This window comes from Nonomuraea sp. NPDC003709, assembly GCF_040610775.1.
Taxonomy (GTDB): domain Bacteria; phylum Actinomycetota; class Actinomycetes; order Streptosporangiales; family Streptosporangiaceae; genus Nonomuraea; species Nonomuraea angiospora_A.
The window spans coordinates 415,071-436,421 of the sequence record NZ_JBEXMW010000008.1; the positions used below are offsets into that span (position 1 = coordinate 415,071).

The following is a 21,351-nucleotide window of genomic DNA, read 5'->3' on the forward strand; positions in this document are numbered from 1 at the left end:
CGCTCGCGCACGGTCGCCGCACGGCTGGCGGGGCCCGGTGGAGGCCCGAAGAGGCCTCCACGGGCATTTCCACTGGGGTCAGCTGAACTCGGCGAGCGTGCGCTCGGCCTCCTCCAGCCACGAGCGCCGGGCGATCAGCGCCTCCTCGGTCTCCTTGATGTCCTTGGCGCGACCGGCCGTCTGCGCCTTGGACAGCCGCTTCTCCAGCTGATCGATCGAGGTGCGCAGCTGGTCGACGGTGCTCTGCGCGCGGGCCCTGGCCTCCGGGTTGGAGCGCTTCCACTCGGCGTCCTCGGCCTTGCGCACGGCCTCGTCCACCTTGCGCAGCCCGCCCTCGAGCCGGTCGCGCTGCTCGCGCGGCACCGGGCCGGCGGCCTCCCAGCGCTCCAGGATGTTCCGCAGCGCCGAGCGGGCCGTGCGCACGTCCGTGACCGGGAGGATCTTCTCGGCCTCGGCCAGCAGCACCTCCTTGACCTCCGCGTTGGCGGCCAGCGAGGCGTCGCGCTCGGCGAAGACGGCGGAACGGGCCTGGAAGAACTGGTCCTGCGCGCCCTTGAAGCGGGCCCACAGCTCGTCCTCGGCCTCGCGCGAGGCCCGGCCGGCGCTCTTCCACTGCTGCATCAGCTCGCGGTAGATCGCCGCGGTCTGGCCCCAGTCGGTCGAGTCGGCCAGCGCCTCGGCCTCGGCGACGATGCGCTCCTTGGCCGCCCGCACGCCCTCGCGCTGCTCGTCGAGCCCCGCGAAGTACGTCTTGCGGCGCTTGGCGAACGCCGTACGGGCCGCCGAGAGCCGCTTCCACAGCGCGGCCTCGGTGACCCGGTCGATGCGGTCGGCGGCCTTCCACTCCTCGACGAGCTGGCGCAGCCGCTCGCCACCCGACTTCCAGTGGGTGGTCTCGTCCGCGATGCGCTCGGCCTCGGCGACGATGCGCTCCTTGACCGACCTGGCCTCGGCGCGTGCGTGCTCGCGGGCCGCCTTGACCTCCTCGCGGCGCTGGGCGACCAGCTCCGTCAGGCCGTCGAGCCGGGCCGTCAGCGCGTCGAGGTCGCCGATGGCGTGGGCGTCGGCGACGGCCTCACGCAGCTTGGCGATGTTCGCCTCGGCCTGGGCAGGAGCCAGGTCGGTGCCCTTGACGCGCTGTTCCAGCAGCTGCACCTGACCGGCCAGCTCGTCGTACTTGCGATGGAAGTAGGCCAGTGCCTCTTCGGGTTCACCGGCCTGCCAGGAGCCGACGGCCCGCTCTCCCTCAGCCGTACGCACGTAGACGGTGCCGTCGTCGTCTACCCGGCCCCACGGGTCGGTGCTCACCGTGTCCTCCCGCACTTTCCATCAGACCCTTCGGGACTACTTCGTCCCTAGTTTGTATTACGTCAGCTCTTGCTGGCGATTGTCACGTCTTTGATTTCGACGGTTTGCTTCGGCGCCCCCGTCCCGTCGCCGGCGTCCCCGATGACGCCTGCTTTGTTCACCTTGTCCAGGATGTCGAGCCCCTTGGTGATCGTACCCACCGGCGTGTAATCCGGCGTGAGCCCGATGTCTCCGAAAACGAGGAAGAACTGGCTGCCCGTGCTGCCCGGCGCCTGCGTTTTGGCCATGGCCATCACGCCGCGCTTGTACTGGGCGCCCTGGAGGTTCTCCTCGGCCATGACGTAGCCGGGGCCGCCGGTGCCGTCCTGGCTCTTGCCGTCGGCCTTGGCCGACGGGTCGCCGCACTGCAGCATCGGAAACTGGGCGCTGCCGAGCCGGTGGCACTTGCTGCCGTCGTAGTACTTCTTCTTCGCCAGGAACTCCAGCGAGTTGGTCGTGCAGGGCGCCTTGGCGTTGTTCAGCTCGACGACGATGTCGCCCTGGTTGGTCCTGAGCGTCATCGTCTTGGTCGCCGGCGTGGTCTTGACCTTGGCCGGCGGCATGCCGACGTCCTTGACCTGCCCGCCTCCGGCGTCCTTGACGTAGTCGCACGTGCCCGTCGCCGCGTCGTACGGCTTGGGCCCCGCCGCGGCCGAAGCCGAGGCCGAGGCCGACGGCGCGGCGGTGTCGGCGGCCGACGCCGTGGGCGAGGAGGCCGCGTCGGTCCCCGCGTCGTTGCCGCCCAGCAGCGCGACCGCGGCGACGATGCCGCCGATCACGATCACGACGCCCACCGAGGAGCCGATGATCGCCGTGCGCTTGGCCTTCTGCTCGCGTTCGACCCGGCGATGCATCTGCCGCTCGTAGTGCTCACGAGCGAGCTGCCTCTGCCGGTCCTTCCCCGTGGCCACCGCTTTGCCTCCCATAGTCAATCAACTGAGGTGGGCGAATCGTATCGGCCAACGGGTAATGATTCGCAGCCCGGCGACCCGCACCGGTACCCTTCGGTTACATTCCCATTGGCTTTTCGACGAGATCACCTGAGGCAGATGCTCATCGCCGGCTTCCCCGCAGGGGCCTTCCAGACCAATTGTTACGTTGTCGCGCCCGCGGCCGGCGAGGAATGCGTGATCGTCGATCCAGGTCAGGACGCGACCGAGGGCGTCGACGAGCTGCTGCGCGAGCACCGGCTCAAGCCGGTCGCGGTCCTGCTCACCCACGGCCACCTCGACCACGTCTGGTCGGTGGCCCCGGTCTGCGGCGCGCGTGACGTCCCCGCGTGGATCCACCCCGACGACCGCCACCTGCTGAGCGACCCGGCCGCCGGTTGGTCGGGCACGAGCGCCTCGATGTTCGGCGGGCTGACGCTGAGCGAGCCCGACGACGTGCGCGAGCTGTCCGACGGGGCCGTGCTGGAGCTGGCGGGCCTCGAGCTCGTGGTCGACCACACGCCCGGCCATACCAGGGGGTCGGTGAGCTTCCGGCTGCCCGGCGACGAGATCATGTTCTCGGGCGACCTGCTGTTCGCCGGCTCCATCGGCCGCACCGACCTGCCCGGCGGTGACTACACGACCATTTTGCGCAGCCTGGCTGCCAAGTGCCTGACGCTGCCTGACGATACGGTCGTCCTGCCGGGCCACGGACCACAGACGACGATCGGCCGCGAGCGCGCTACCAACCCATATTTGAAGGAAGCGGCGCCGCAGTCCGGTCCCACACGAGGGATCTAATGAGCTTCCAAGCACCTAAAGGTGTCAAAGAGTACGTTCCACCGCAAGCCTCGACGTTCTACGCGATTCGCGGAGCTTTCGCCGAGACGGCCAGGCGGGCCGGATACTCGTACCTGGAGACCGCGGTCTTCGAGGACACCCAGCTGTTCGCCCGTGGCGTCGGCGAGTCCACCGACGTCGTGAGCAAGGAGATGTACACCTTCACCGACCGCGGCGGCCGGTCGCTGACGCTGCGCCCGGAGTTCACCGCCGGCGTGCTGCGCGCGGTCCTGGAGTACGGCCTGCACCGCGGCCAGCTCCCGGTCAAGGTCTGGACCGACGGCCAGGTGTTCCGCGCGGAGGCGCCCCAGGAGGGCCGATACCGGCAGTTCTACCAGCTCGACCTGGAGGCCATCGGCAGCGAGGATCCGGCCGTCGACGCCGAGACGATCGCGCTGGCCTGGCAGTGGTACGCCGCGCTCGGCCTCACCCGGGTGCGGCTGCTCCTCAACTCGCTGGGCTGCAAGGAGTGCCGGCCGATCTACCGGGCCCGGCTGCAGGAGTTCCTGCGCGCACTCGACCTCGACGAGGCCACCAGGGCCCGCATCGAGATCAATCCGTTGCGCGTGCTCGACGACAAGCGCCCGGAGGTGCGCGCCCAGCTCGAGGGCGCGCCGCTCATCGGCGACCACCTCTGCGCCGACTGCGAGGCCTACCACGACCGGGTCAAGCAGCTCCTGGCCGACCTGGACATCCCGTGGGAGGACGCGCCCAGGCTGGTGCGCGGGCTCGACTACTACACCCGCACCACCTTCGAGTTCGACCACCCGCTGCTGGGCGCGCAGTCCGGCATCGGCGGCGGCGGCCGCTACGACGGGCTCTCCGAGGCCATCGGCGGGCCGGCGCTGCCCGGCATCGGCTTCGGCCTCGGTCTCGACCGCACCGTCATCGCCCTGGAGCGGGAGGGCGTCGTGCTCGACACCCCGGCCCGCTGCGAGGTGTACGGTGTGGCGCTGGGCGACGAGGCGGCGCGGGACATGTTCAAGCTCGTGAGCGAGCTGCGCGCGGCCGGTGTCGCCGCCGACATGTCCTTCGGCGGCAAGGGGCTCAAGGGCGCGATGAAGGGGGCCGATCGTTCCGGCGCCCGTTTTGCCCTGATCCTGGGCGAGCGTGACCTGGCGGCCAAGGCCGTGCAAGTGAAGGACCTGACCACCGCTGAGCAGACCGAGGTGCCCTTGGCCGAGGTCGTCGACTTTTTGAAAGGGAAACTGCAGTGATCCGCACGCACAAGGCCGGGTCGCTCCGCGAGGAGCACACCGGGCAGCAGGTGACGCTCGCAGGATGGGTGGCCCGCCGCCGTGACCACGGCGGCGTGGTCTTCATCGACCTGCGCGACGCCTCCGGCTCGGCGCAGGTGGTCTTCCGCGAGGAGGACCACGCCCACGACCTGCGCGCCGAATACTGCGTGAAGGTCGTCGGCCAGGTCAGGGTCCGCCCCGAGGGCAACGAGAACCCCGACCTGCCCACCGGCGCGATCGAGGTCGTGGCCGAGCAGGTCGAGGTGCTGAGCGAGTCCGCGCCGCTGCCCTTCCCGATCGAGGGCAACGTGGGGGTCTCGGAGGAGGCCCGGCTCAAGTACCGCTACCTCGACATCCGCCGCCAGCAGGTGGCCAGCGCCATGCGCACCCGCTCCAAGGCCACCTACCTCGCCAACGAGGTGATGCACGAGCTGGGCTTCGTCTACGTCGAGACGCCGACCCTGACCCGCTCCACGCCCGAGGGCGCGCGCGACTTCCTGGTCCCGGTGCGCCTGCAGCCCGGCAACTGGTACGCGCTGCCCCAGTCGCCCCAGCTGTTCAAGCAGCTCCTCCAGGTCGCCGGCCTCGAGCGCTACTACCAGCTCGCCAAGTGCTACCGCGACGAGGACCTGCGGGCCGACCGGCAGCCGGAGTTCACGCAGATCGACGTCGAGATGTCCTTCGTGGACCAGGAGGACGTCATCGAGGTCGGCGAGAAGCTGATCGGCCGGCTGTGGAAGGAGATCGCCGGCTACGAGCTGCCGCTGCCGCTGCCGCGCATGACGTACGCCGACGCGATGGCCCGCTACGGCTCCGACAAGCCGGACCTGCGCTTCGGCCAGGAGCTGGTCGAGATGACCGGCTACTTCGCGGGCACGCCCTTCCGCGTCTTCCAGGCCGAGTACGTCGGCGCCGTGGTCATGCCGGGCGGCGCCTCGCAGACCCGCAAGGAGCTCGACGGCTGGCAGGAGTGGGCGCGCAGCCGCGGCGCCAAGGGCCTGGCCTACGTGCTCGTCCAGGAGGACGGCACGCTGGGCGGCCCGGTCGCCAAGAACCTCACCGAGGAGGAGCTCTCCGGGCTCGCGGCCAAGGTCGGCGCCGAGCCGGGCGACGCGATCTTCTTCGCGGCCGGCCCGAAGCACTCCTCGCGCGACCTGCTCGGCGCGGCCCGCCTGGAGATCGGCCGCCGCTGCGGCCTGATCGACGAGTCGGCGTGGGCGTTCCTGTGGGTCGTCGACGCCCCCATGTTCGAGCCCGTGTACGACGAGGTGGGCCGCGAGATCGGCTGGACCGCCGTGCACCACCCGTTCACCGGGCCGAAGCCGGAGTGGGCCGACAACTTCCAGGACCACCCGGGCGAGGCGCTGGCGTACGCGTACGACATGGTCTGCAACGGCATGGAGATCGGCGGCGGCTCGATCCGTATCCATCGGGCCGAGATGCAGCAGCGCGTCTTCGACGTGCTGGGCATCTCCAAGGAGGAGGCGGAGAGCAAGTTCGGCTTCCTGCTGGAGGCGTTCAAGTACGGGCCCCCGCCGCACGGCGGCATCGCCTACGGCTGGGACCGCATCTGCATGCTGCTGTCCGGCGGCGACTCGATCCGTGACGTGATCGCGTTCCCGAAGACGGCCTCCGGCTTCGACCCGCTCACGGGCGCGCCCACGCCGATCACGGGCGAGCAGCGCAAGGAGGCGGGCGTCGACGCCAAGCCCAAGGCCGAGGTCTAGGCATGTGAGAACGGCGGGCACCGGAGCCGGTGCCCGCCATTCTCGCTGTCGCCCTACTTGAAGGTGATGTTCTTGATGATCACCGGGTTCTTGGGCGCCGTGGTGCCGCCGTCGCCGGTGATGTCGGCCTCGTTGATGATCAGGTCCTTGCCGCTGGTGGCCAGCCCCAGCAGCATGTCCATGCCCTCGCTGACCATGCCGACGACGTTGTAGCCGACGTTGAGCTGGGTGTTCTCGTCCGACAGCGAGATGGCGAACTGGCTGTTGTTCTGGCCCATCGCGTCACCCGCCTGGGTCATGAACACCGCGCCCTTGACCAGGGGGATCTCGGTGTTCTCGTCGCCGTAGACGTACCCCGCGGTGCCCTGGCCGTCGGTCGGGTTCTTGCCGTCGGCCTTGGCCTGCGGGTCGCCGCACTGCAGCAGGTGCACGCCGGACACGTCGGGCGTGACCAGGCGGTGGCACTTCATGTTGTCGTAGAACTTCTTCTTCGCCAGGAAGCTGAGCGAGTTGACCGAGCACGGCGCGGCGTCGGTCATGAGATCGACGACGACGGTGCCGCGGTTGGTGACGATCGTCATCTTCTTCAGCTTCATGTTGGGCCTCTTGCCCGGCAGCCCGACGAACTTGTTCGGCACCCCCGTCTCCCGCTTGTAGGTGCAGGAGACCGGGCCGGTCTTGGCCGTCGGCGTGGCTGACGGCTCCGTGGAGGCGGAAGCGGAGGCGGAGGCGGAGGCGGAAGGGCTGCTCTCCGCCGAGGCCTTGCCGGGTTCCCTGTTGACCAGCGTGGTCGCGGCGAAGACGCCGCCCGCGACCACGACGACGGCCACGCCCGCGCCGATGAAGGTGTTCCGCCGTGACTTGGTGGTCTGGGCGGCGGCGCGCTTCGCCTGCCGCTCCTTGTGCTCCCGCGCCAGCTCGCTCTGGCGGTCTTCCTCGTTCTGGCGGTCGTCGCCGCTCACCGCTATGTCCTCTCACTTTGCCCGTGCATGACCAAACAACTCCGCGCATGCTACCGGCCTTCGATATGTGCCGGACGTAAGTGGTGAAAGCGGCAGAGGACGACATGTGAGGTCGCGAACCATATGGTGCTGAGATTCGTAGTTGAAATGAGAACTAAGGAGCACCTCATGTTCGACCAGATCCTCGGCCTGCCGGCGCATCCACTGATCATTCACTTCGCCGTCGTGCTGACCCCGCTGCTGGTGGCCGCGGCGGCCGTCTACGCGATCGTCCCGCGCTGGCGTACGTACGTGGCGTGGGCGGTGGTGCTGCTCTCCCTGGCCTCTCCTGTGGCGGTCTTCGCGGCCAAGGAGAGCGGCGAGAGCCTCAAGGCGGCCCGCTTCGCCACGGCGGACGGCGCGCTGGGGTCCCGCATCACCACGCACCAGAGTTTCGCCAACCCGCTGCTGCTGTCGGTGCTGGGGCTGGCCGTGGCCGCGCTGCTGCTCGTGTACGCCACCAGCCCGGCCCGCGACTCGGTCGGCCGCGACCGGTTCGGCCGGGCCACGACGCTGACCCTGTCGGCGCTGACGCTGGTGCTGGCCGCGGTGGCGGGCTACTACGTCTTCCGCGCAGGGGACTCGGGCGCGCGAGCGGTCTGGGGAGCGTAGTCCGCGCGTGTAATCTCATGATGTGGATAGCCTGTTCGATTCCGCGGCCGAAGAGGCCACCCCGCAGCCCCTGGCGGTGCGGATGCGACCGCGCACGCTCGACGAGGTGATCGGTCAGCGGCACCTGCTCGGCCCGGGCACCCCGCTGCGGCGCCTGGTCGAGAGCGAGGCTCCCATGTCGCTGTTCCTGTGGGGGCCGCCCGGCACCGGCAAGACCACGCTCGCCTACGTCGTCTCCAACGTCACCGAACGCCGCTTCGTCGAGGTCTCCGCCGTGTCGGCGGGCGTCAAGGACGTACGCGCCGCCATCGACAACGCGCGGCGCGAGCTCGGCATGAGCGGACGGCAGACGGTGCTGTTCGTGGACGAGGTGCACCGCTTCAACAAGGCCCAGCAGGACGCGCTGCTGCCCGCCGTCGAGAACCGCTGGGTCACCTTCATCGGCGCGACCACCGAAAACCCGTTCTTCTCGGTCATCTCACCGCTGCTGTCGCGCTCGCTGCTGCTCACCCTGGAGTCCCTGACAGAGGACGACATCCGCGCCGTGCTGGAGCGGGCCGTCTCCGACCCGCGCGGCCTCGGCGGGCGCGCCACGCTCGCGCCCCAGGCCCTGGAGCATCTCGTACGCCTGGCGGGCGGCGACGCGCGCAGGTCGCTGACGTACCTGGAGGCGGCCGCGCTGCTGGCCGACGACATCACCGTGGAGGTGGTGGAGAAGGCCGTCGACAAGGCGGCCGTACGCTATGACCGGCAGGGCGACCAGCACTACGACGTGATCAGCGCGTTCATCAAGTCGATGCGCGGCTCCGACGCCGACGCGGCCCTCCACTACCTGGCCCGCATGATCGAGGCCGGGGAGGACCCCCGCTTCATCGCCCGCCGCATCGTCATCTTCGCCTCCGAGGACGTCGGCATGGCCGACCCCACCTGCCTGCAGACCGCGGTGGCCGCGGCCCAGGCGGTGCAGCTCATCGGGCTGCCGGAGGGGCAGATCAACCTGGCGCACGCGGTCATCCACTGCGCGATGGCCCCCAAGTCCAACGCCGTGGTCAAGGCCATCGGGGCGGCCATCGGCGACGTCCGCCGCGGCCTCATCGGCCAGGTCCCCGGCCACCTCCGCGACGCCCACTACCCGGGGGCGGCCAAGCTGGGGCACGGGGACGGCTACAAGTACCCGCACGACTTCGACCATGGGCTGGTGCGGCAGGAGTACGCGCCCGAGCAGGTGCGGGACCGCCGCTACTACGAGCCGACCCGCCACGGCGCCGAGGGCCCGGTCGCGGACCGCTGGGCCAAGATCCGCGACTTCCTCCGCGGCTCCTGACCGCCGTCTCGGTGGGGTGGTGGTGCGGTGGTGTCCGGCGCAATGCGGTCGGTGGGGTGCCGGTGCACGCGCGGCGGGGTGGTGGTGCCGGCGTGGCGGGTCAGGGCCGCTGAAGCCGGTGCTTTCACTTTCCCGGCGCCGGGTCGGCGGGTCGGGGTGCAACGGCGTTCGGCGCAACGTGTGCGGTGCGGTGGCGGGCGGCGAAAGGTCGTGCGGTGGGTGGGTCGGAGCCGGTGGCCGGGGTGTTCCGGACGTCCGGGGCGTGGGGGCCGTTGGGGGAGGCGTGTGTGGCCGGGTGGGGGATGGCGTAGGTTTGGGGTGCGCGGGCGTTGGGACACGGCCCGGGCCGGGGACGGCTGGTGGCGCACGGGATCGGGGCGGCACGCGGGCGGTCGTGGCAGCGCCGGACGCCGACGCGGCAGCACGGTCAAGGCCGGCGTCCTCACCAAGGTTGTCACTCGAACGCGATAAGGTCTTGCCGTTCCGGCCCAGCGTACGAGGGAGATGAGCGCATGCTTACCGCTGGAGAGGTCGCCGGCCTGATCGCGGCCACCGGCTGGATAGTCCTGGTCTGCGTGCTCGCCATGGTGCTCATCAAGCTGGCCAGGCTGCTCACCGAAACCACCAAGGCGGTCTCCGACCTGAACGACCGCCTGACGCCGCTGCTCGACGACATGAGCGTCACGGTCAACGAGACCAACCGGCAGCTGATCGCCGTCGAGGCCATCACCAAGGACGTCAAGCAGGTCAGCGGTCACGCGGCCAAGCTCAGCGCGGTGACGCAGACCATCTTCACCGGGCCGCTGATCAAGGTGTCCTCGCTCGCGTACGGCGTCCGCCGAGCCATCGAGGCCCGCAGGCCCCGCAAGGCCGTCCCGAGGACGCGTCAGGGGCAGGCGCGATGATCAGGCGGCTGTTCTACCTGTCGCTGGGCGCGTTCCTCACCTTCTGGGTGATGCGCAGGCTGCAGGCGCTCCACCCCGACCACGTCGCCCGCAGGACGGCCAACGGCGCCGCGGGGATGCTCCGGCAGGTGAGAGACTTTACTTCCGACGCGCTCGGCGAGGCCGCGGAGCGCGAAACCGAGTTGCGAGCACGCTTCGGGCTCGGCAACGCTGAAGACAACAACTAACGCAAAGGATGGCCAACATGGAGTCGGCAGAGATCGCCCGCCGCTTCCTGCGCTTCTTCGAGGAGCGTGGGCACAAGGTAGTGCCCTCGGCCAGCCTGATCGCTGAGGACCCCACGCTTCTCCTGGTTAATGCCGGTATGGTGCCGTTCAAGCCGTACTTCCTGGGGCAGCGCAAGCCTCCGGCGTCCCGGCTGGCCACCGCGCAGAAGTGCGTGCGCACCCCCGACATCGACGAGGTCGGCAAGACCACGCGGCACGCCACGTTCTTCCAGATGCTGGGCAACTTCTCCATCGGTGACTACTTCAAGGCCGAAGTGATCCCGTTCGCGTGGGAGCTGCTCACCCGCTCCGAGTCCGACGGCGGCTTCGGCTTCCCCGAGGACAAGCTGTGGGCGACGGTCTACCTCGAGGACGACGAGGCCTACGACCTCTGGCGCAACCGCGTCGGCCTGCCCGACCACCGCATCCAGCGGCGTGGCCTGGAGGACAACTACTGGCACATGGGCGTGCCCGGCCCCGGCGGCCCCTGCTCGGAGATCTACTACGACCGCGGCGCCGAATACGGCAAGGAGGGCGGCCCCGTCGCCGACGAGGACCGCTACCTCGAGGTGTGGAACCTCGTCTTCATGCAGTACCAGCTCAGCCAGGTCCGCACCAAGGTCGACTTCGACGTGGCGGGCGAGCTGCCGGCGAAGAACATCGACACCGGCATGGGCCTCGAGCGCATGGCCGCGATCCTGCAGGGCGTCGACAACATCTACGAGATCGACACCACGTACAAGATCCTCGACAAGGCGGCCGAGCTCACCAAGACCCGCTACGGGCGCGACCCGCGGGCCGACGTGAGCCTGCGCGTGATCGCAGACCACGTCCGCACCGGCACCATGCTGGTGGCCGACGGCGTGCTGCCCAGCAACGAGGGCCGGGGCTACGTGCTGCGCCGCATCCTGCGCAGGAGCGTGCGCAACCTGCGCCTGCTCGGCTCCGGCGACGACCGCTACATGCACGAGCTGACCGACGTCGCCATCAACGTCATGGGCGAGCAGTACGCCGAGCTCAAGGCCGACGCGCCGCAGATCCACGCGGTCATCGACGCCGAGGAGGCGTCGTTCCTGGGCACGCTGCGCACCGGCACCGCGATCTTCGACGTGGCCGTCGAGGAGACCAAGCGCAAGTCCGGCACCACGCTCTCCGGCGACCAGGCGTTCCAGCTTCACGACACCTACGGCTTCCCGATCGACCTGACGCTGGAGATGGCGTCCGAGCACGGGCTCAAGGTCGACGAGGAGGGCTTCCGCCGGCTCATGAAGGAGCAGCGGGATCGGGCCAAGGCCGACGCCGCGGCGAAGAAGACCGGCAACGCCGACATCTCCGTCTTCGGGCAGCTGCTGGAGAAGGCGGGCAAGGTCGAGTTCCTCGGCTACGACCAGACCGAGGCCGACACGAGCGTGGTCGGCATCCTCGTCGACGGCGTGCCCGTCCCGGCGGCCGGTGCGGGCGCGACCGTGGAGGTCGTGCTCGGGCGCACCCCGTTCTACGCCGAGGGTGGCGGCCAGCTCGCCGACCAGGGTGTGATCCGCACCAGCGGCGCCGAGGTCGAGATCGTCGACGTGCAGACGCCGCTCGCGGGCCTGGTCGTGCACCGCGGCAAGATCCGCAGTGGTGAGCTCAAGGTCGGCGACGACGCGCAGGCGGAGATCGACCTCGAGCGCCGCCGCGCGATCTCGCGCAGCCACAGCGCCACCCACCTCGTCCACCGCGGCTTCAAGAACGCGCTCGGCGAGACGGCGGCCCAGGCCGGCTCGGAGAACTCGCCCGGCCGCTTCCGCTTCGACTTCACGGCGGCCGGCGCGGTGCCGGCCAGCGTGCTGCGCGACGTCGAGGACGAGGTCAACGCCGTGCTCATCAACGACCTCAAGGTCAACGCCTTCTACACCTCGCAGGCGGAGGCCAGGGCGATGGGCGCGCTGGCGATGTTCGGCGAGAAGTACGGTGACGAGGTCCGCGTCGTCGAGATCGGCGACTACTCGCGCGAGCTGTGCGGTGGCACCCACGTCCACAGCTCGGGCCAGCTCGGCCTGGTCAAGGTGCTGGGCGAGCAGTCGGTCGGCGCGGGTGTGCGCCGCGTCGAGGCGCTCGTCGGCATCGACGCCTTCCGCTTCCTGGCCCGCGAGAGCGTGCTGGTCGCGCAGCTCACCGAGCAGCTCAAGGCGCGCCGCGAGGAGCTGCCCGAGCGCATCGACGGCATCGTCACCCGGCTGCGCACCGCGGAGAAGGAGCTGGAGAAGATCCGCTCCGCCCAGGTGCTCCAGGTGGCCGGTGATCTCGCCGCCAAGGCGGGCGACCTGCGTGGAGTCTCCGTTGTGACACACCGCGCGCCTGATGGCACCGGTGCGGATGATCTGCGTAAGCTCGCGCTGGATGTGCGTGGCAGGTTCCCGGCGGACCGGCCGGCGGTCATCGTGATCGCCGGCGTCCCCTCCGACCGACCTGTGGTGGTTGCTGCGGTCAACGAGGCGGGGCGCGAGCGCGGGCTCAAGGCCGGGAAGCTGGTCGGCGTCGCCGCCAAGGCTCTTGGGGGTGGCGGTGGCGGCAAGGACGACGTCGCGCAGGGCGGCGGCACACGGCCGGACGCGATCGGCGACGCGCTGCAGCAGGTCGAGCAGGCTGTCGCGGATCAGCTCGGCTGATATGAGGTTCGGCACGCGGATCGGCGTGGACGTCGGATCCGTACGTATCGGCGTGGCCCGCAGTGACCCTTCCGGGTTTCTGGCCACGCCGGTCGAGACCGTCAGGCGAGGCAAGGGTGACCTCGACCGCATCGCCGCGATCGTCGCGGAGCACGAGGCGATCGAGGTGATCGTGGGGTTGCCCACCTCGCTGTCCGGACGCGAGGGGCAGGCGGCGGGGCTGGCCCGCCAGTTCGCCGCCGATCTCGCGGTCCGGCTCGCGCCGACGCCCGTGCGGCTGTTCGACGAGCGGCTGACCACGGTCGCCGCCACGCATGGGCTGCGTGCCAGCGGCATGAAAGCCAAGAAGCAGCGCGGCGTCGTGGATCAGGCCGCGGCCGTCGTGCTGCTGCAGGACGCGCTCGACTCCGAACGCGCCACCGAAAGACCCCCAGGCAGGCCCGTCGTACCGCCCCCAGCGGCCGACGGACCTGCCTCATGAGCGCGCGCGACACGGGGGTCGCGCCCGCGCAGGCGGAGTACACGGCAGGACGCATGGCCACGACGTGGCCGCGGGTCCGCTGCCGGGTCGATCGCAGGGCCGACGGCTCGGCGGCTGTGAGGGTTCTGGCCGTCCCCATGGCTGACGGTGGGGTGGCCGCGTGAACGGCAGGCCCGATGGCGAGGACGACCTCGGCGACATGATCCCGTTCTCCTCCGGTGACTCCGAGCAGGACAGGCCGGAGGACCCGGCCGCGCGCGAGCCGAACCCGGAGCGACAGCGGCCCGAGCCCGATGCGACGGCCGGCCCTGATGCGGCGGCGGAGCCTGATGCGGCGGCGGGAGTCGGCGCTGCGGAAGCCGGGACGGCGGAGGTCGGCGCGGTGGAGGCCGGGACGGCGGAAGTCGGCGCTGCGGAAGCCGGGACGGTGGAGGCCGGGACGGCGGGGGAGGCGGAGGTCGGCGTGCCGGCCGCGCCCCGCCAGCGGGCCTTGCGCAAGGCCGGGATGGTCTCCGCGGGCCTGATCGTGTCCCTGGTGGCCTTGGGGGCGGGTGGGATCGCGGTGCTCAAGCCGTACCTGAGCCCCGAAGACTTCGACGGGCCCGGCAGCGGCGCCGTGACGGTGCGGATCGCGCCGGGTTCGAGCGCGCAGGCCATCGGCTCCGTGCTGGCCGAGGCCGGGGTGGTGGCGAGCGCGCAGTCGTTCGTACGGGTGACGGAGGAGCGCGCGGTCACCAACCGGCTGCGGCCCGGGCACTACCGGATGCGCAAGGGCATGGCCGCCAAAGCGGCGCTCGACCTGCTGCTCGCGCCTTCGTCCAGGGTCGTGCGGCGCGTCACCGTCCCCGAGGGTCTGCGGACGTCCGAGGTGCTGGCCCGCGTCGCCAAACTGGCCGGGCTGCCGCTCAAGGAGCTGCAGGGCGTCGACAAGGCTCTCGTCGGCCTGCCCTCGTACGCGGAGGGGCTCGAGGGGTTCCTCTTCCCCGCCACGTATGAGATCGAGCCCGGTGACACGGCCGTGGACGTGCTCGCTGCGATGGTCGAGCGCTTCCAGCTCGCGGCCCGCCAGATCGGCCTGGAGAAGGAGGCGGCCCGCAAGCACGTGACGCCGCTGGAGGCCGTCACGGTGGCCAGCATGATCCAGGCCGAGGGCGGGGTCGACGCGGATTACCCGAAGATCTCCAGGGTGATCTACAACCGCCTCCAGAAGGGCACCCCGCTGGAGATCGACAGCACCGTCCTGTACGCGCAGAACCGGCGGAGTCTGAAGATTACGGAGCGTGACACCAAGGTCGACTCTCCTTACAACACCTACCAGCACAAAGGGCTGCCGCCCGGGCCCATCGCGAATCCCGGGGAGAAGGCGCTGATGGCGGCCCTGAACCCAGCCCAAGGCGATTGGCACTGGTTTGTGACGACAGATCCGGCGCATAGAATCACCAAATTCACCGACAAAGAGAGCGAGTTCGTGAGATACCGGGAAGAGCTGAATAAGAACCTCGGGACGAGTTGATGTTCGGCGGGACCCCCTCCGTCCCGGCGCAAATGCCCCAAAACGGGTCATGCGTCCTCTTTCCATCCCTTAGCATGGCTACCCAGAGTGATCTCCGCTGGTCGTGGGAGCATGTCCGGCGGGCCCCCCAGTTCCGCTCGGTGACCCAAGCCGGTTTGGCGGTTTCGCTTGACGCCCGGCCGGTCATACCGGGAGATTGGCCAGCGCACCTATGAACGATCTCGATCTGAACACTCTCCTCGGCGCCGAGGACGACGGCGGTCGTACCCGGCGCACTCGCGGCGGCCGTGGCGGCCGCCGACGGCGCCGACGCCGCAACCGTGGCGGCTTCGTCGCGCCGCTGCTCGCCTTCGTCGTGCTGGCGGGCATCATCGGCGGCGGCGGTTACTACGGCTACATGTGGCTCAACGACGCGCTCGTGCCCGACGACTACACCGGTCAGGGCACCGGCGAGGTCGTCGTGGAGATCAAGGACGGCCAGAGCGCCTCGGACGTGGCGCAGGAGCTGGAGAAGCAGGGGGTCGTGGCCAGCGCCAGGGCGTTCACCAACGCGATCGCCAACGCCAACAGGAGCGGCTCGCTGCAGCCCGGCTCGTACAAGCTGCGCAAGAACATGTCGGCCGCGAGCGCGGTGGCGCTGCTCATCCCGGACAACCGGATGCGCGCCACGGTGACCCTCAAGGAGGGCCTGCGCCTGTCCGACACCTTGAAGACGTTGGCGCAGGAGACCGGCAAACCCGTCAAGGACTTCGCCGCGGCGGCCAAGGACGTGGATCAGCTCGACCTGCCGAAATACGCCAAGGGCAAGCTCGAGGGATACGCCTTCCCGGCCACGTACGAGGTCCAGCCCAAGACCACGGCGTCGCAGATCCTGGGAGCGATGGTCAAGCGGTTCAACCAGACGGCTGAGCAGATGGACCTCGAGGGCGGCGCCAAGGCACTCGGCCACACGCCGCACGAGATCATGGTCATCGCCAGCATCGTGCAGGCCGAGGCCGGTCGCCAGGAGGACATGCCGAAGATCGCCCGCGTCATCTACAACCGGCTGGAGCGCGAGCCGCAGATGAAGCTGGAGATGGACAGCACGGTCATGTACGCGCTGAACAAGTACGGCACGGCCGCCTCGATCCCGGAGACGAAGACCAAGAGCCCGTACAACACGTACCTGAACCTCGGCCTGCCTCCCGGGCCCATCACGAACCCCGGGGACCACGCGATCGAGGCCGCCCTGAACCCCGCCAAGGGGCCCTGGCTCTACTTCGTCGCCACCGACCCCAAGAGCAACGTCACCAAGTTCGCCACCACGGAGGCCGAGCGCCAGGCGCTGCTGGCCGAATACCGCAGGAACGGCGGCTGACCGGCGGTCCGACGCGTCACACGCCCGCCCACCTCAGACGGTGGGCGGGCGTCCTTTTGAGACCGGTTCTGCCCGATCCACGGGCGCGCCGTACGGCGGGTGGCGGGGCCGGTGCGGGAGACACCCATCCTTTACGGCTGCGCACGGTGGGCACCTCCCGCCGACCTGCGCCGCCCCCGTCCAAGGGACGCTTCTCAGGTGATGGGACGACCCGCCGTGACGCGCGCCCCGTGGGCCGTCCGAGCGGCGAAGCGTGGGCGACGGGGCGATAGGGTCGTCATGTTTCGGAAGGAGTGTGGATGCGGGCTGCGGTGATGGGGTCGCCCATCGGTCATTCGCTCTCGCCTTACCTGCACCGGGCCGCGTACCAGGCGATGGGGCTCGACGGGTGGAGCTACGAGGCGTTCGAGTGCGACGAGGCGCGGCTGCCCGCGCTGCTGGGCGAGCTGGTGCCCGTGCGCGGCCAGATCCCCGGCGGTGAGGACGCGTGGGCGGGGCTCTCGCTGACCATGCCGCTCAAGCGGGCCGTGCTGCCCCTGCTCGACACCGTGTCCGACCTGGCCGTCGAGGTCGGCGGGGCCAACACCGTGGTCTTCCACGACGGGCGCCGGCACGGCCACAACACCGACGTCTACGGCATCGAGCAGGCGCTGGCCGAGGCGGGCGTGCCCGCGCCGCGCTCCGCGACCGTGCTGGGCGGAGGCGCCACGGCGGCCTCGGCGCTCGCGGCGCTGCGTAACCTCGGGCTGTTCTCGGCGACGCTGCTGGTGCGCGACCCTGCGCGGGCGGGGGAGACGGTGGAGGTGGCCGAGCGGCTGGGCGTGGCGCTGGCGGTGGAGACGTTCGACAAGCTCGACGCCTTCACGCGGGTGGATCTGGTGTTCTCGACGCTGCCAGGCGGGGCGGCGGACGCGTTCGCCGACCGGCTGGCGCGGGTGCCCGCGCTCTTCGACGTGGTCTACTCACCCTGGCCGACCTGCGCGGCGATGACCGTCCGGGCGGCGGGCGGCACCGTGGTCGGGGGGTTCGCGATGCTGCTGCACCAGGCGGTGCGGCAGGTGGAGCTGATGACGGGCCGGACGGATGTGCCGGTGGAGGCCATGCGTGCGGCCGGCGAGGCGGAGCTCGCCAGGCGGTCATCTCGAACGGGTTGATCACGGTCACGCCGCTCACCAGCCGAGGTCCACGTCCTTGCCGTGCTTCGTGACGATCTGCGGCCCCTCGTCGTGAGCCTTCCTGACGACTTCGCTGAAGCGCTGCTTGGCCTCTTGCAGCTGCCATCTGGTCGCTTCTGTCTGGATCGCGGCGATACGGCCTCTCTCTGTCCAGGCTGGACAGAAGTTTGGCGCAGGGGGCCGGGCCAGCGGGGATGATTCGAGAGCCTCTGGTCGTTGTGGTAATGTAGCTCTCTGATCGGTCCGGCATGCCATTGCTGGACGCGCAAGCGGAGGTCTCCCTCCCACCTGCGTCGCCGGAAGGTGGCCAGGTCCAGGATCACGCCGGACTACTCCGGGGAGCTCAAGGCCACGAAAGCCGAAGAGCTCAGTGGCCCCGCATGCGCGACGTGCGGGGCTTTTCGCGTTGGCGAGGAGCTCCCGGCACGACGAGCACGTAGGGATCGCAAACCTAGGAGGCCCCATCAGCACTGAGCCCCGCATCAACGAGCGTATCCGAGTTCCCGAGGTTCGCCTCGTGGGCCCGAACGGCGAGCAGGTAGGCATCGTCTCGATTCACGACGCCCTGAAGCTCGCCCAGGAGGCCGACCTCGACCTCGTCGAGGTCGCGGCCACGGCTCGACCGCCCGTGTGCAAGCTCATGGACTACGGCAAGTTCAAGTACGAGTCCGCGATGAAGGCGCGCGAGGCGCGCAAGAATCAGGCGCACACGATCATCAAGGAGATCAAGCTCCGGCCGAAGATCGACCCGCACGACTACGAGACCAAGAAGGGTCACGTGGTGCGGTTCCTCAAGGCAGGAGACAAGGTCAAAGTCACGATCATGTTCCGTGGTCGCGAGCAGTCCCGGCCGGAGTTGGGTTTCCGGCTTCTGCAGCGGCTCGCGGACGACGTCCAGGAGCTCGGTTTCGTGGAGTCCCACGCCAAGCAGGACGGCCGTAACATGATCATGGTGATCGGTCCGCATAAGAAGAAGGCTGAGGCCAAGGCCGAAAAGGCCGCCGCCAAGGCACAGCGTGGCAGCGAGGACACTTCCCCACAGGAAGGATGACCCGCGGTTGGGGTTAGCCTTACAGAGCGCCCCGATTAAGCCACCAGCAGACGAAGACGCCGCGACCGGGTCGGCCCAGCACCGGCCCGGCCCGTGGCACGACCGAAACGAGGAGAGACGGCGACATGCCGAAGATGAAGACGCACAGCGGTGCGAAGAAGCGGTTCCGGATTACCGGCACCGGCAAGATCAAGCGTCGCCGTGCCAACCGCGCGCACTACAACGAGTGGAAGTCGTCCACGCTGACGCGCCGTCTCAAGAACGAGGTCGTCCTTTCCGACGCCGATTCCAAGAAGATCAAGAAGCTGCTCGCTAAGTAGCGCGATTCCCCGGGGAGAAGAAACATGGCACGCGTGAAGCGGGCGCTCAACGCCAAGAAGAAGCGCAGGGTCGTCCTCGAGAGGGCGAGCGGTTACCGTGGCCAGCGGTCGCGTCTGTACCGCAAGGCCAAGGAGCAGATGCTCCACTCGATGACGTATGCCTACCGGGACCGCAAGGACCGCAAGGGCACCTTCCGCCGTCTGTGGATCCAGCGGATCAACGCCGCCGCCCGCCAGAACGGCATGACCTACAACCGCCTGATCCAGGGTCTGCGCCTGGCCGGCGTCGAGGTCGACCGCAAGATCCTGGCCGACCTCGCGGTCAACGACAGCCAGACCTTCGCCACGCTCGTCGAGGCCGCCAAGAAGGCGCTTCCGGCGAACGTGAACGCTCCGGCCGCGAGCTGAAAAGCCGCGAGCTGAGGCGCTCGTCTTAATCGAGGGGCCCACCGATGACGGTGGGCCCTTTGTTGCTGTGTGGGGCGCTGCCACGAGGGGCGTCCAGGTGTGGGGCGCTGCCACGAGGGGCGTCCAGGTGTGGGGCGCTGCCACGAGGGGCGTCGCGGTGTGGGACGTTCCGTGAGGGACGCTGCCGTGTGGGACGTCGCCGTGAGCGACGTAGCTGTGTGGGACAGGGAGAGAGCATGGCCGGGTCCGAGCTGACCAACGTGAAGTCGCCGCGGGTGAAGGCGGCCAGGCGCCTCACCAAGCGGGCCTTCAGGGAGCAGGACCGCAGGTTCCTGGCCGAAGGGCCGCAGGCGGTGCGCGAGGCGCTCAAGCTCGACGGCGTGACGCTGGAGCTGTTCAGCACCGCCGAGGCCGAGCTGCGCCACCCCGAGCTGATCACCGAGGCCCGTCTGAAGGGCGTGCCCGTGCACCGGGCCAGCGGCGAGGTCATGTCGGAGCTGTCACAGACCGTGACCCCGCAGGGGCTGGTGGCCGTATGCACGCTCGTACACGTGCCCCTGGACAAGGCGCTGGCGGAGCAGCCGCGCCTGGTCGCCGTGCTCGCCCACGTGCGCGACCCGGGCAACGCCGGCACCGTCATGCGGGCGGCCGACGCCGCCGGCGCCGACGCGGTGATCTTCACCGACGCCTCCGTCGACCCGTACAACGGCAAGTGCGTACGCGCCAGCGTCGGCAGCCTGTTCCACTTGCCCGTCGTCATCGGTGCACCGGTGAGCGCCGCCGTGCGTCAACTCAAGGAGCGGGGTTTGCGCGTGCTGGCGGCCGACGGCACGGGCAAGCACACGCTCGACGATGTTGATCTTAGCGGACCCACCGCGTGGATCTTCGGCAACGAAGCCTGGGGACTGCCGGAGGACGTACTGGCTGAGGCCGACGATGTGGTCAGAGTGCCCATCTACGGACAGGCGGAAAGCCTGAACCTGGCCACCGCCGCGGCGGTATGCCTTTACTCCTCGGCTAGGGCTCAGCGAGTGCCCTAGGCGGCGGGAAACCCGCTATTGTCGGCGTTGTAGGCGGAGGGGGCGAGGTCGTGCACGGCGCAGACACCGACGGGCGAGTTGTGGCCGCCGCGTGCACGATAGCCATCGACGACCTTCCCGACGGCCTCATCGTGACCGACCGTGACGGCTGCGTGCTGGCCGTAAATCGGGCCGCCGCCCGGCTCACCGGCGTTCCCATGGAGCGCGCGGTCGGCAGGCACATGAACGACGTGTTCCCGTTCCGCGACCACGACGGGCGCGACTGGTGGAAGGCGCTCGACCCCGAGGGCGGGATGCGCATCAGGAGCAGGGCGCCGGAGCGGCCGCTGCACCTGCCCGGCGGCCAGGAGCTGTATGTCGCGGCCAGGCTCGTACGCGAGCCGGAGCGCGGCGGCGAGGTCGACCGCGTCACGATCACCCTGCGCGACGGCGGCGCCCGCGCCCGGCTGGAGCGCAGCCGCGCCGACCTGGTCTCGACCGTGGCCCACGAGCTGCGCTCGCCGCTGACCAGCGTCAAGGGCTTCACCGCGACCATGCTGGCCAAGTGGGAGCGCTTCACCGACGAGCAGAAGCGCGTCATGCTCGAGACCGTCAACAACGACGCCGACCGCGTCACCAGGCTCATCACCGAGCTGCTCGATGTCTCGCGCATCGAGTCGGGGCGGCTGGAGGTGCGCCGCCAGGTCGTCGACGTCCCCGCCAGGGTGCGCAGGCTCATCGCGGGCCGGGTCGCGGCGGGCGAGACCGAGGGGCGTTTTCTCCTGATCGTCGGCGACGACCTGCCGGAGATGTGGCTCGACCAGGACAAGATCGACCAGATCCTGGGTAACCTGGTGGAAAACGCGCTGCGCCACGGGCGCGGCACTGTGACAATTGAGATCGAGTCCGTCGGATGGGGAGTTGCCGTGTCGGTGCGCGATGAGGGCGAGGGCATCGAGCCCGAGCTGGCTCCGCGCGTCTTCAGGCAGTTCTGGCGAGGCGGCAACAGCCGTCGGCGCGGTGGCACCGGGCTCGGCCTCTTCATCGTCAAGGGCCTGGTCGAGGCGCACGGCGGCACGATCACCGTGCAGCGGGCGCCCGAGGGCGGGGCGGAGTTCCGATTTACCGTGCCCACCGGCACGCCCGACTTCGCCACCCCTTAGCGATCGAGTCGGCCCCGGTGGGCG

Annotated in this window: 22 protein-coding genes; 18 read left to right on the forward strand and 4 right to left on the reverse strand. The window is 69.9% G+C overall.

Annotated features, from left to right (window positions below; translation table 11 throughout):
- Positions 1-78: 78 nt before the first annotated feature.
- Positions 79-1,308 (reverse strand): DUF349 domain-containing protein, encoded by a 1,230-nt coding sequence (locus ABZX61_RS26270; RefSeq protein ID WP_350727181.1) that lies wholly within the window; start codon positions 1,306-1,308, stop codon positions 79-81.
- 62 nt (positions 1,309-1,370) lie between these two features.
- Positions 1,371-2,258, reverse strand: a complete 888-nt coding sequence (locus ABZX61_RS26275) for a peptidylprolyl isomerase (protein WP_350727182.1) — start codon at positions 2,256-2,258, stop codon at positions 1,371-1,373.
- A gap of 138 nt (positions 2,259-2,396) precedes the next feature.
- Here ABZX61_RS26275 and ABZX61_RS26280 point away from each other — a divergent pair, with 138 nt between their 5' ends.
- The 3 genes from ABZX61_RS26280 to aspS are packed head-to-tail and all read left to right on the forward strand — an operon-like array spanning position 2,397 to position 6,081.
- Positions 2,397-3,077: an MBL fold metallo-hydrolase gene (locus tag ABZX61_RS26280; RefSeq protein ID WP_350727183.1), complete on the forward strand. Its 681-nt coding sequence runs from the start codon at positions 2,397-2,399 to the stop codon at positions 3,075-3,077.
- On the forward strand, positions 3,077-4,333 hold the full coding sequence (gene hisS / locus ABZX61_RS26285) for a histidine--tRNA ligase (RefSeq protein ID WP_355198460.1): 1,257 nt from the start codon (positions 3,077-3,079) through the stop codon (positions 4,331-4,333). The genes ABZX61_RS26280 and hisS overlap by 1 nt, the downstream gene beginning before the upstream one ends.
- The gene (aspS, locus tag ABZX61_RS26290) at positions 4,330-6,081 is read left to right on the forward strand and encodes an aspartate--tRNA ligase (protein WP_350727185.1); all 1,752 of its coding nucleotides are present in this window, start codon (positions 4,330-4,332) and stop codon (positions 6,079-6,081) included. The genes hisS and aspS overlap by 4 nt, the downstream gene beginning before the upstream one ends.
- A 53-nt stretch (positions 6,082-6,134) precedes the next feature.
- Here aspS and ABZX61_RS26295 read toward each other — a convergent pair whose 3' ends face one another.
- The gene (locus ABZX61_RS26295) at positions 6,135-7,043 is read right to left on the reverse strand and encodes a peptidylprolyl isomerase (protein WP_355198462.1); all 909 of its coding nucleotides are present in this window, start codon (positions 7,041-7,043) and stop codon (positions 6,135-6,137) included.
- Positions 7,044-7,211: 168 nt separating this feature from the next.
- Between ABZX61_RS26295 and ABZX61_RS26300 the strand changes: the two genes are divergently transcribed.
- The 10 genes from ABZX61_RS26300 to ABZX61_RS26345 all read left to right on the forward strand — a co-directional run bounded on the left by ABZX61_RS26300 (position 7,212) and on the right by ABZX61_RS26345 (position 17,345).
- Positions 7,212-7,694 carry a DUF2231 domain-containing protein gene (locus tag ABZX61_RS26300; RefSeq protein WP_350727187.1) on the forward strand — a complete coding sequence of 161 codons (483 nt, stop codon included), beginning with the start codon at positions 7,212-7,214 and terminating at the stop codon, positions 7,692-7,694.
- A gap of 82 nt (positions 7,695-7,776) precedes the next feature.
- A complete protein-coding gene (locus tag ABZX61_RS26305; RefSeq protein ID WP_350727259.1) occupies positions 7,777-9,018 on the forward strand; it encodes a replication-associated recombination protein A in 1,242 nt (413 codons plus the stop codon).
- Between the two features lie 512 nt (positions 9,019-9,530).
- Entirely contained in the window at positions 9,531-9,923 is a 393-nt protein-coding gene (locus ABZX61_RS26310) for a DUF948 domain-containing protein (protein ID WP_350727188.1), read from the forward strand.
- Positions 9,920-10,150, forward strand: a complete 231-nt coding sequence (locus tag ABZX61_RS26315) for a hypothetical protein (protein WP_350727189.1) — start codon at positions 9,920-9,922, stop codon at positions 10,148-10,150. Before ABZX61_RS26310 ends, ABZX61_RS26315 begins: the two co-directional genes overlap by 4 nt.
- Before the next feature lie 17 nt (positions 10,151-10,167).
- Positions 10,168-12,840 carry an alanine--tRNA ligase gene (gene alaS / locus ABZX61_RS26320; protein ID WP_350727190.1) on the forward strand — a complete coding sequence of 891 codons (2,673 nt, stop codon included), beginning with the start codon at positions 10,168-10,170 and terminating at the stop codon, positions 12,838-12,840.
- A 1-nt stretch (position 12,841) separates the two neighbouring features.
- On the forward strand, positions 12,842-13,321 hold the full coding sequence (gene ruvX, locus ABZX61_RS26325; RefSeq protein ID WP_355198465.1) for a Holliday junction resolvase RuvX: 480 nt from the start codon (positions 12,842-12,844) through the stop codon (positions 13,319-13,321).
- On the forward strand, positions 13,318-13,485 hold the full coding sequence (locus ABZX61_RS26330) for a hypothetical protein (RefSeq protein WP_355198467.1): 168 nt from the start codon (positions 13,318-13,320) through the stop codon (positions 13,483-13,485). Before ruvX ends, ABZX61_RS26330 begins: the two co-directional genes overlap by 4 nt.
- Positions 13,482-14,834 (forward strand): endolytic transglycosylase MltG, encoded by a 1,353-nt coding sequence (mltG, locus tag ABZX61_RS26335; RefSeq protein ID WP_355198469.1) that lies wholly within the window; start codon positions 13,482-13,484, stop codon positions 14,832-14,834. The genes ABZX61_RS26330 and mltG (ABZX61_RS26335) overlap by 4 nt, the downstream gene beginning before the upstream one ends.
- A 211-nt stretch (positions 14,835-15,045) precedes the next feature.
- On the forward strand, positions 15,046-16,191 hold the full coding sequence (mltG, locus tag ABZX61_RS26340; protein WP_350727193.1) for an endolytic transglycosylase MltG: 1,146 nt from the start codon (positions 15,046-15,048) through the stop codon (positions 16,189-16,191).
- Positions 16,192-16,490: 299 nt separating this feature from the next.
- Positions 16,491-17,345 (forward strand): shikimate dehydrogenase, encoded by an 855-nt coding sequence (locus tag ABZX61_RS26345; protein ID WP_355198471.1) that lies wholly within the window; start codon positions 16,491-16,493, stop codon positions 17,343-17,345.
- Between the two features lie 15 nt (positions 17,346-17,360).
- Here ABZX61_RS26345 and ABZX61_RS26350 read toward each other — a convergent pair whose 3' ends face one another.
- Complete coding sequence (locus tag ABZX61_RS26350) at positions 17,361-17,912, reverse strand: type II toxin-antitoxin system prevent-host-death family antitoxin (protein WP_355198473.1); 552 nt, start codon at positions 17,910-17,912, stop codon at positions 17,361-17,363.
- Here ABZX61_RS26350 and infC point away from each other — a divergent pair.
- The 5 genes from infC (at position 17,830) to ABZX61_RS26375 (ending at position 21,327) form a co-directional block, all read left to right on the forward strand.
- Entirely contained in the window at positions 17,830-18,417 is a 588-nt protein-coding gene (gene infC, locus ABZX61_RS26355) for a translation initiation factor IF-3 (protein ID WP_090945400.1), read from the forward strand. The two genes, ABZX61_RS26350 and infC, sit on opposite strands and share 83 nt — an antisense overlap.
- 125 nt (positions 18,418-18,542) lie before the next feature.
- The gene (rpmI, locus tag ABZX61_RS26360) at positions 18,543-18,737 is read left to right on the forward strand and encodes a 50S ribosomal protein L35 (RefSeq protein WP_103958467.1); all 195 of its coding nucleotides are present in this window, start codon (positions 18,543-18,545) and stop codon (positions 18,735-18,737) included.
- 24 nt (positions 18,738-18,761) lie between these two features.
- Positions 18,762-19,145, forward strand: a complete 384-nt coding sequence (gene rplT, locus ABZX61_RS26365; protein ID WP_185077087.1) for a 50S ribosomal protein L20 — start codon at positions 18,762-18,764, stop codon at positions 19,143-19,145.
- 236 nt (positions 19,146-19,381) lie between these two features.
- Entirely contained in the window at positions 19,382-20,185 is an 804-nt protein-coding gene (locus tag ABZX61_RS26370; protein WP_355198475.1) for an RNA methyltransferase, read from the forward strand.
- Between the two features lie 50 nt (positions 20,186-20,235).
- Complete coding sequence (locus ABZX61_RS26375) at positions 20,236-21,327, forward strand: ATP-binding protein (protein ID WP_355198477.1); 1,092 nt, start codon at positions 20,236-20,238, stop codon at positions 21,325-21,327.
- The last annotated feature ends 24 nt before the right edge of the window (positions 21,328-21,351 follow it).

Coding starts and splice junctions, on each gene's coding strand:
- ABZX61_RS26280 (WP_350727183.1), top strand. CDS start 2,397: ATGCTCATCGCCGGCTTCCCCGCAGGGGCCTTCCAGACCAATTGTTAC.
- hisS (WP_355198460.1), top strand. CDS start 3,077: ATGAGCTTCCAAGCACCTAAAGGTGTCAAAGAGTACGTTCCACCGCAA.
- ABZX61_RS26300 (WP_350727187.1), top strand. CDS start 7,212: ATGTTCGACCAGATCCTCGGCCTGCCGGCGCATCCACTGATCATTCAC.
- ABZX61_RS26305 (WP_350727259.1), top strand. CDS start 7,777: ATGCGACCGCGCACGCTCGACGAGGTGATCGGTCAGCGGCACCTGCTC.
- ABZX61_RS26310 (WP_350727188.1), top strand. CDS start 9,531: ATGCTTACCGCTGGAGAGGTCGCCGGCCTGATCGCGGCCACCGGCTGG.
- ABZX61_RS26315 (WP_350727189.1), top strand. CDS start 9,920: ATGATCAGGCGGCTGTTCTACCTGTCGCTGGGCGCGTTCCTCACCTTC.
- alaS (WP_350727190.1), top strand. CDS start 10,168: ATGGAGTCGGCAGAGATCGCCCGCCGCTTCCTGCGCTTCTTCGAGGAG.
- ruvX (WP_355198465.1), top strand. CDS start 12,842: ATGAGGTTCGGCACGCGGATCGGCGTGGACGTCGGATCCGTACGTATC.
- ABZX61_RS26330 (WP_355198467.1), top strand. CDS start 13,318: ATGAGCGCGCGCGACACGGGGGTCGCGCCCGCGCAGGCGGAGTACACG.
- mltG (WP_350727193.1), top strand. CDS start 15,046: ATGAACGATCTCGATCTGAACACTCTCCTCGGCGCCGAGGACGACGGC.
- ABZX61_RS26345 (WP_355198471.1), top strand. CDS start 16,491: ATGCGGGCTGCGGTGATGGGGTCGCCCATCGGTCATTCGCTCTCGCCT.
- ABZX61_RS26350 (WP_355198473.1), bottom strand. CDS start 17,912: ATGCCTACCTGCTCGCCGTTCGGGCCCACGAGGCGAACCTCGGGAACT.
- rpmI (WP_103958467.1), top strand. CDS start 18,543: ATGCCGAAGATGAAGACGCACAGCGGTGCGAAGAAGCGGTTCCGGATT.
- rplT (WP_185077087.1), top strand. CDS start 18,762: ATGGCACGCGTGAAGCGGGCGCTCAACGCCAAGAAGAAGCGCAGGGTC.
- ABZX61_RS26370 (WP_355198475.1), top strand. CDS start 19,382: ATGGCCGGGTCCGAGCTGACCAACGTGAAGTCGCCGCGGGTGAAGGCG.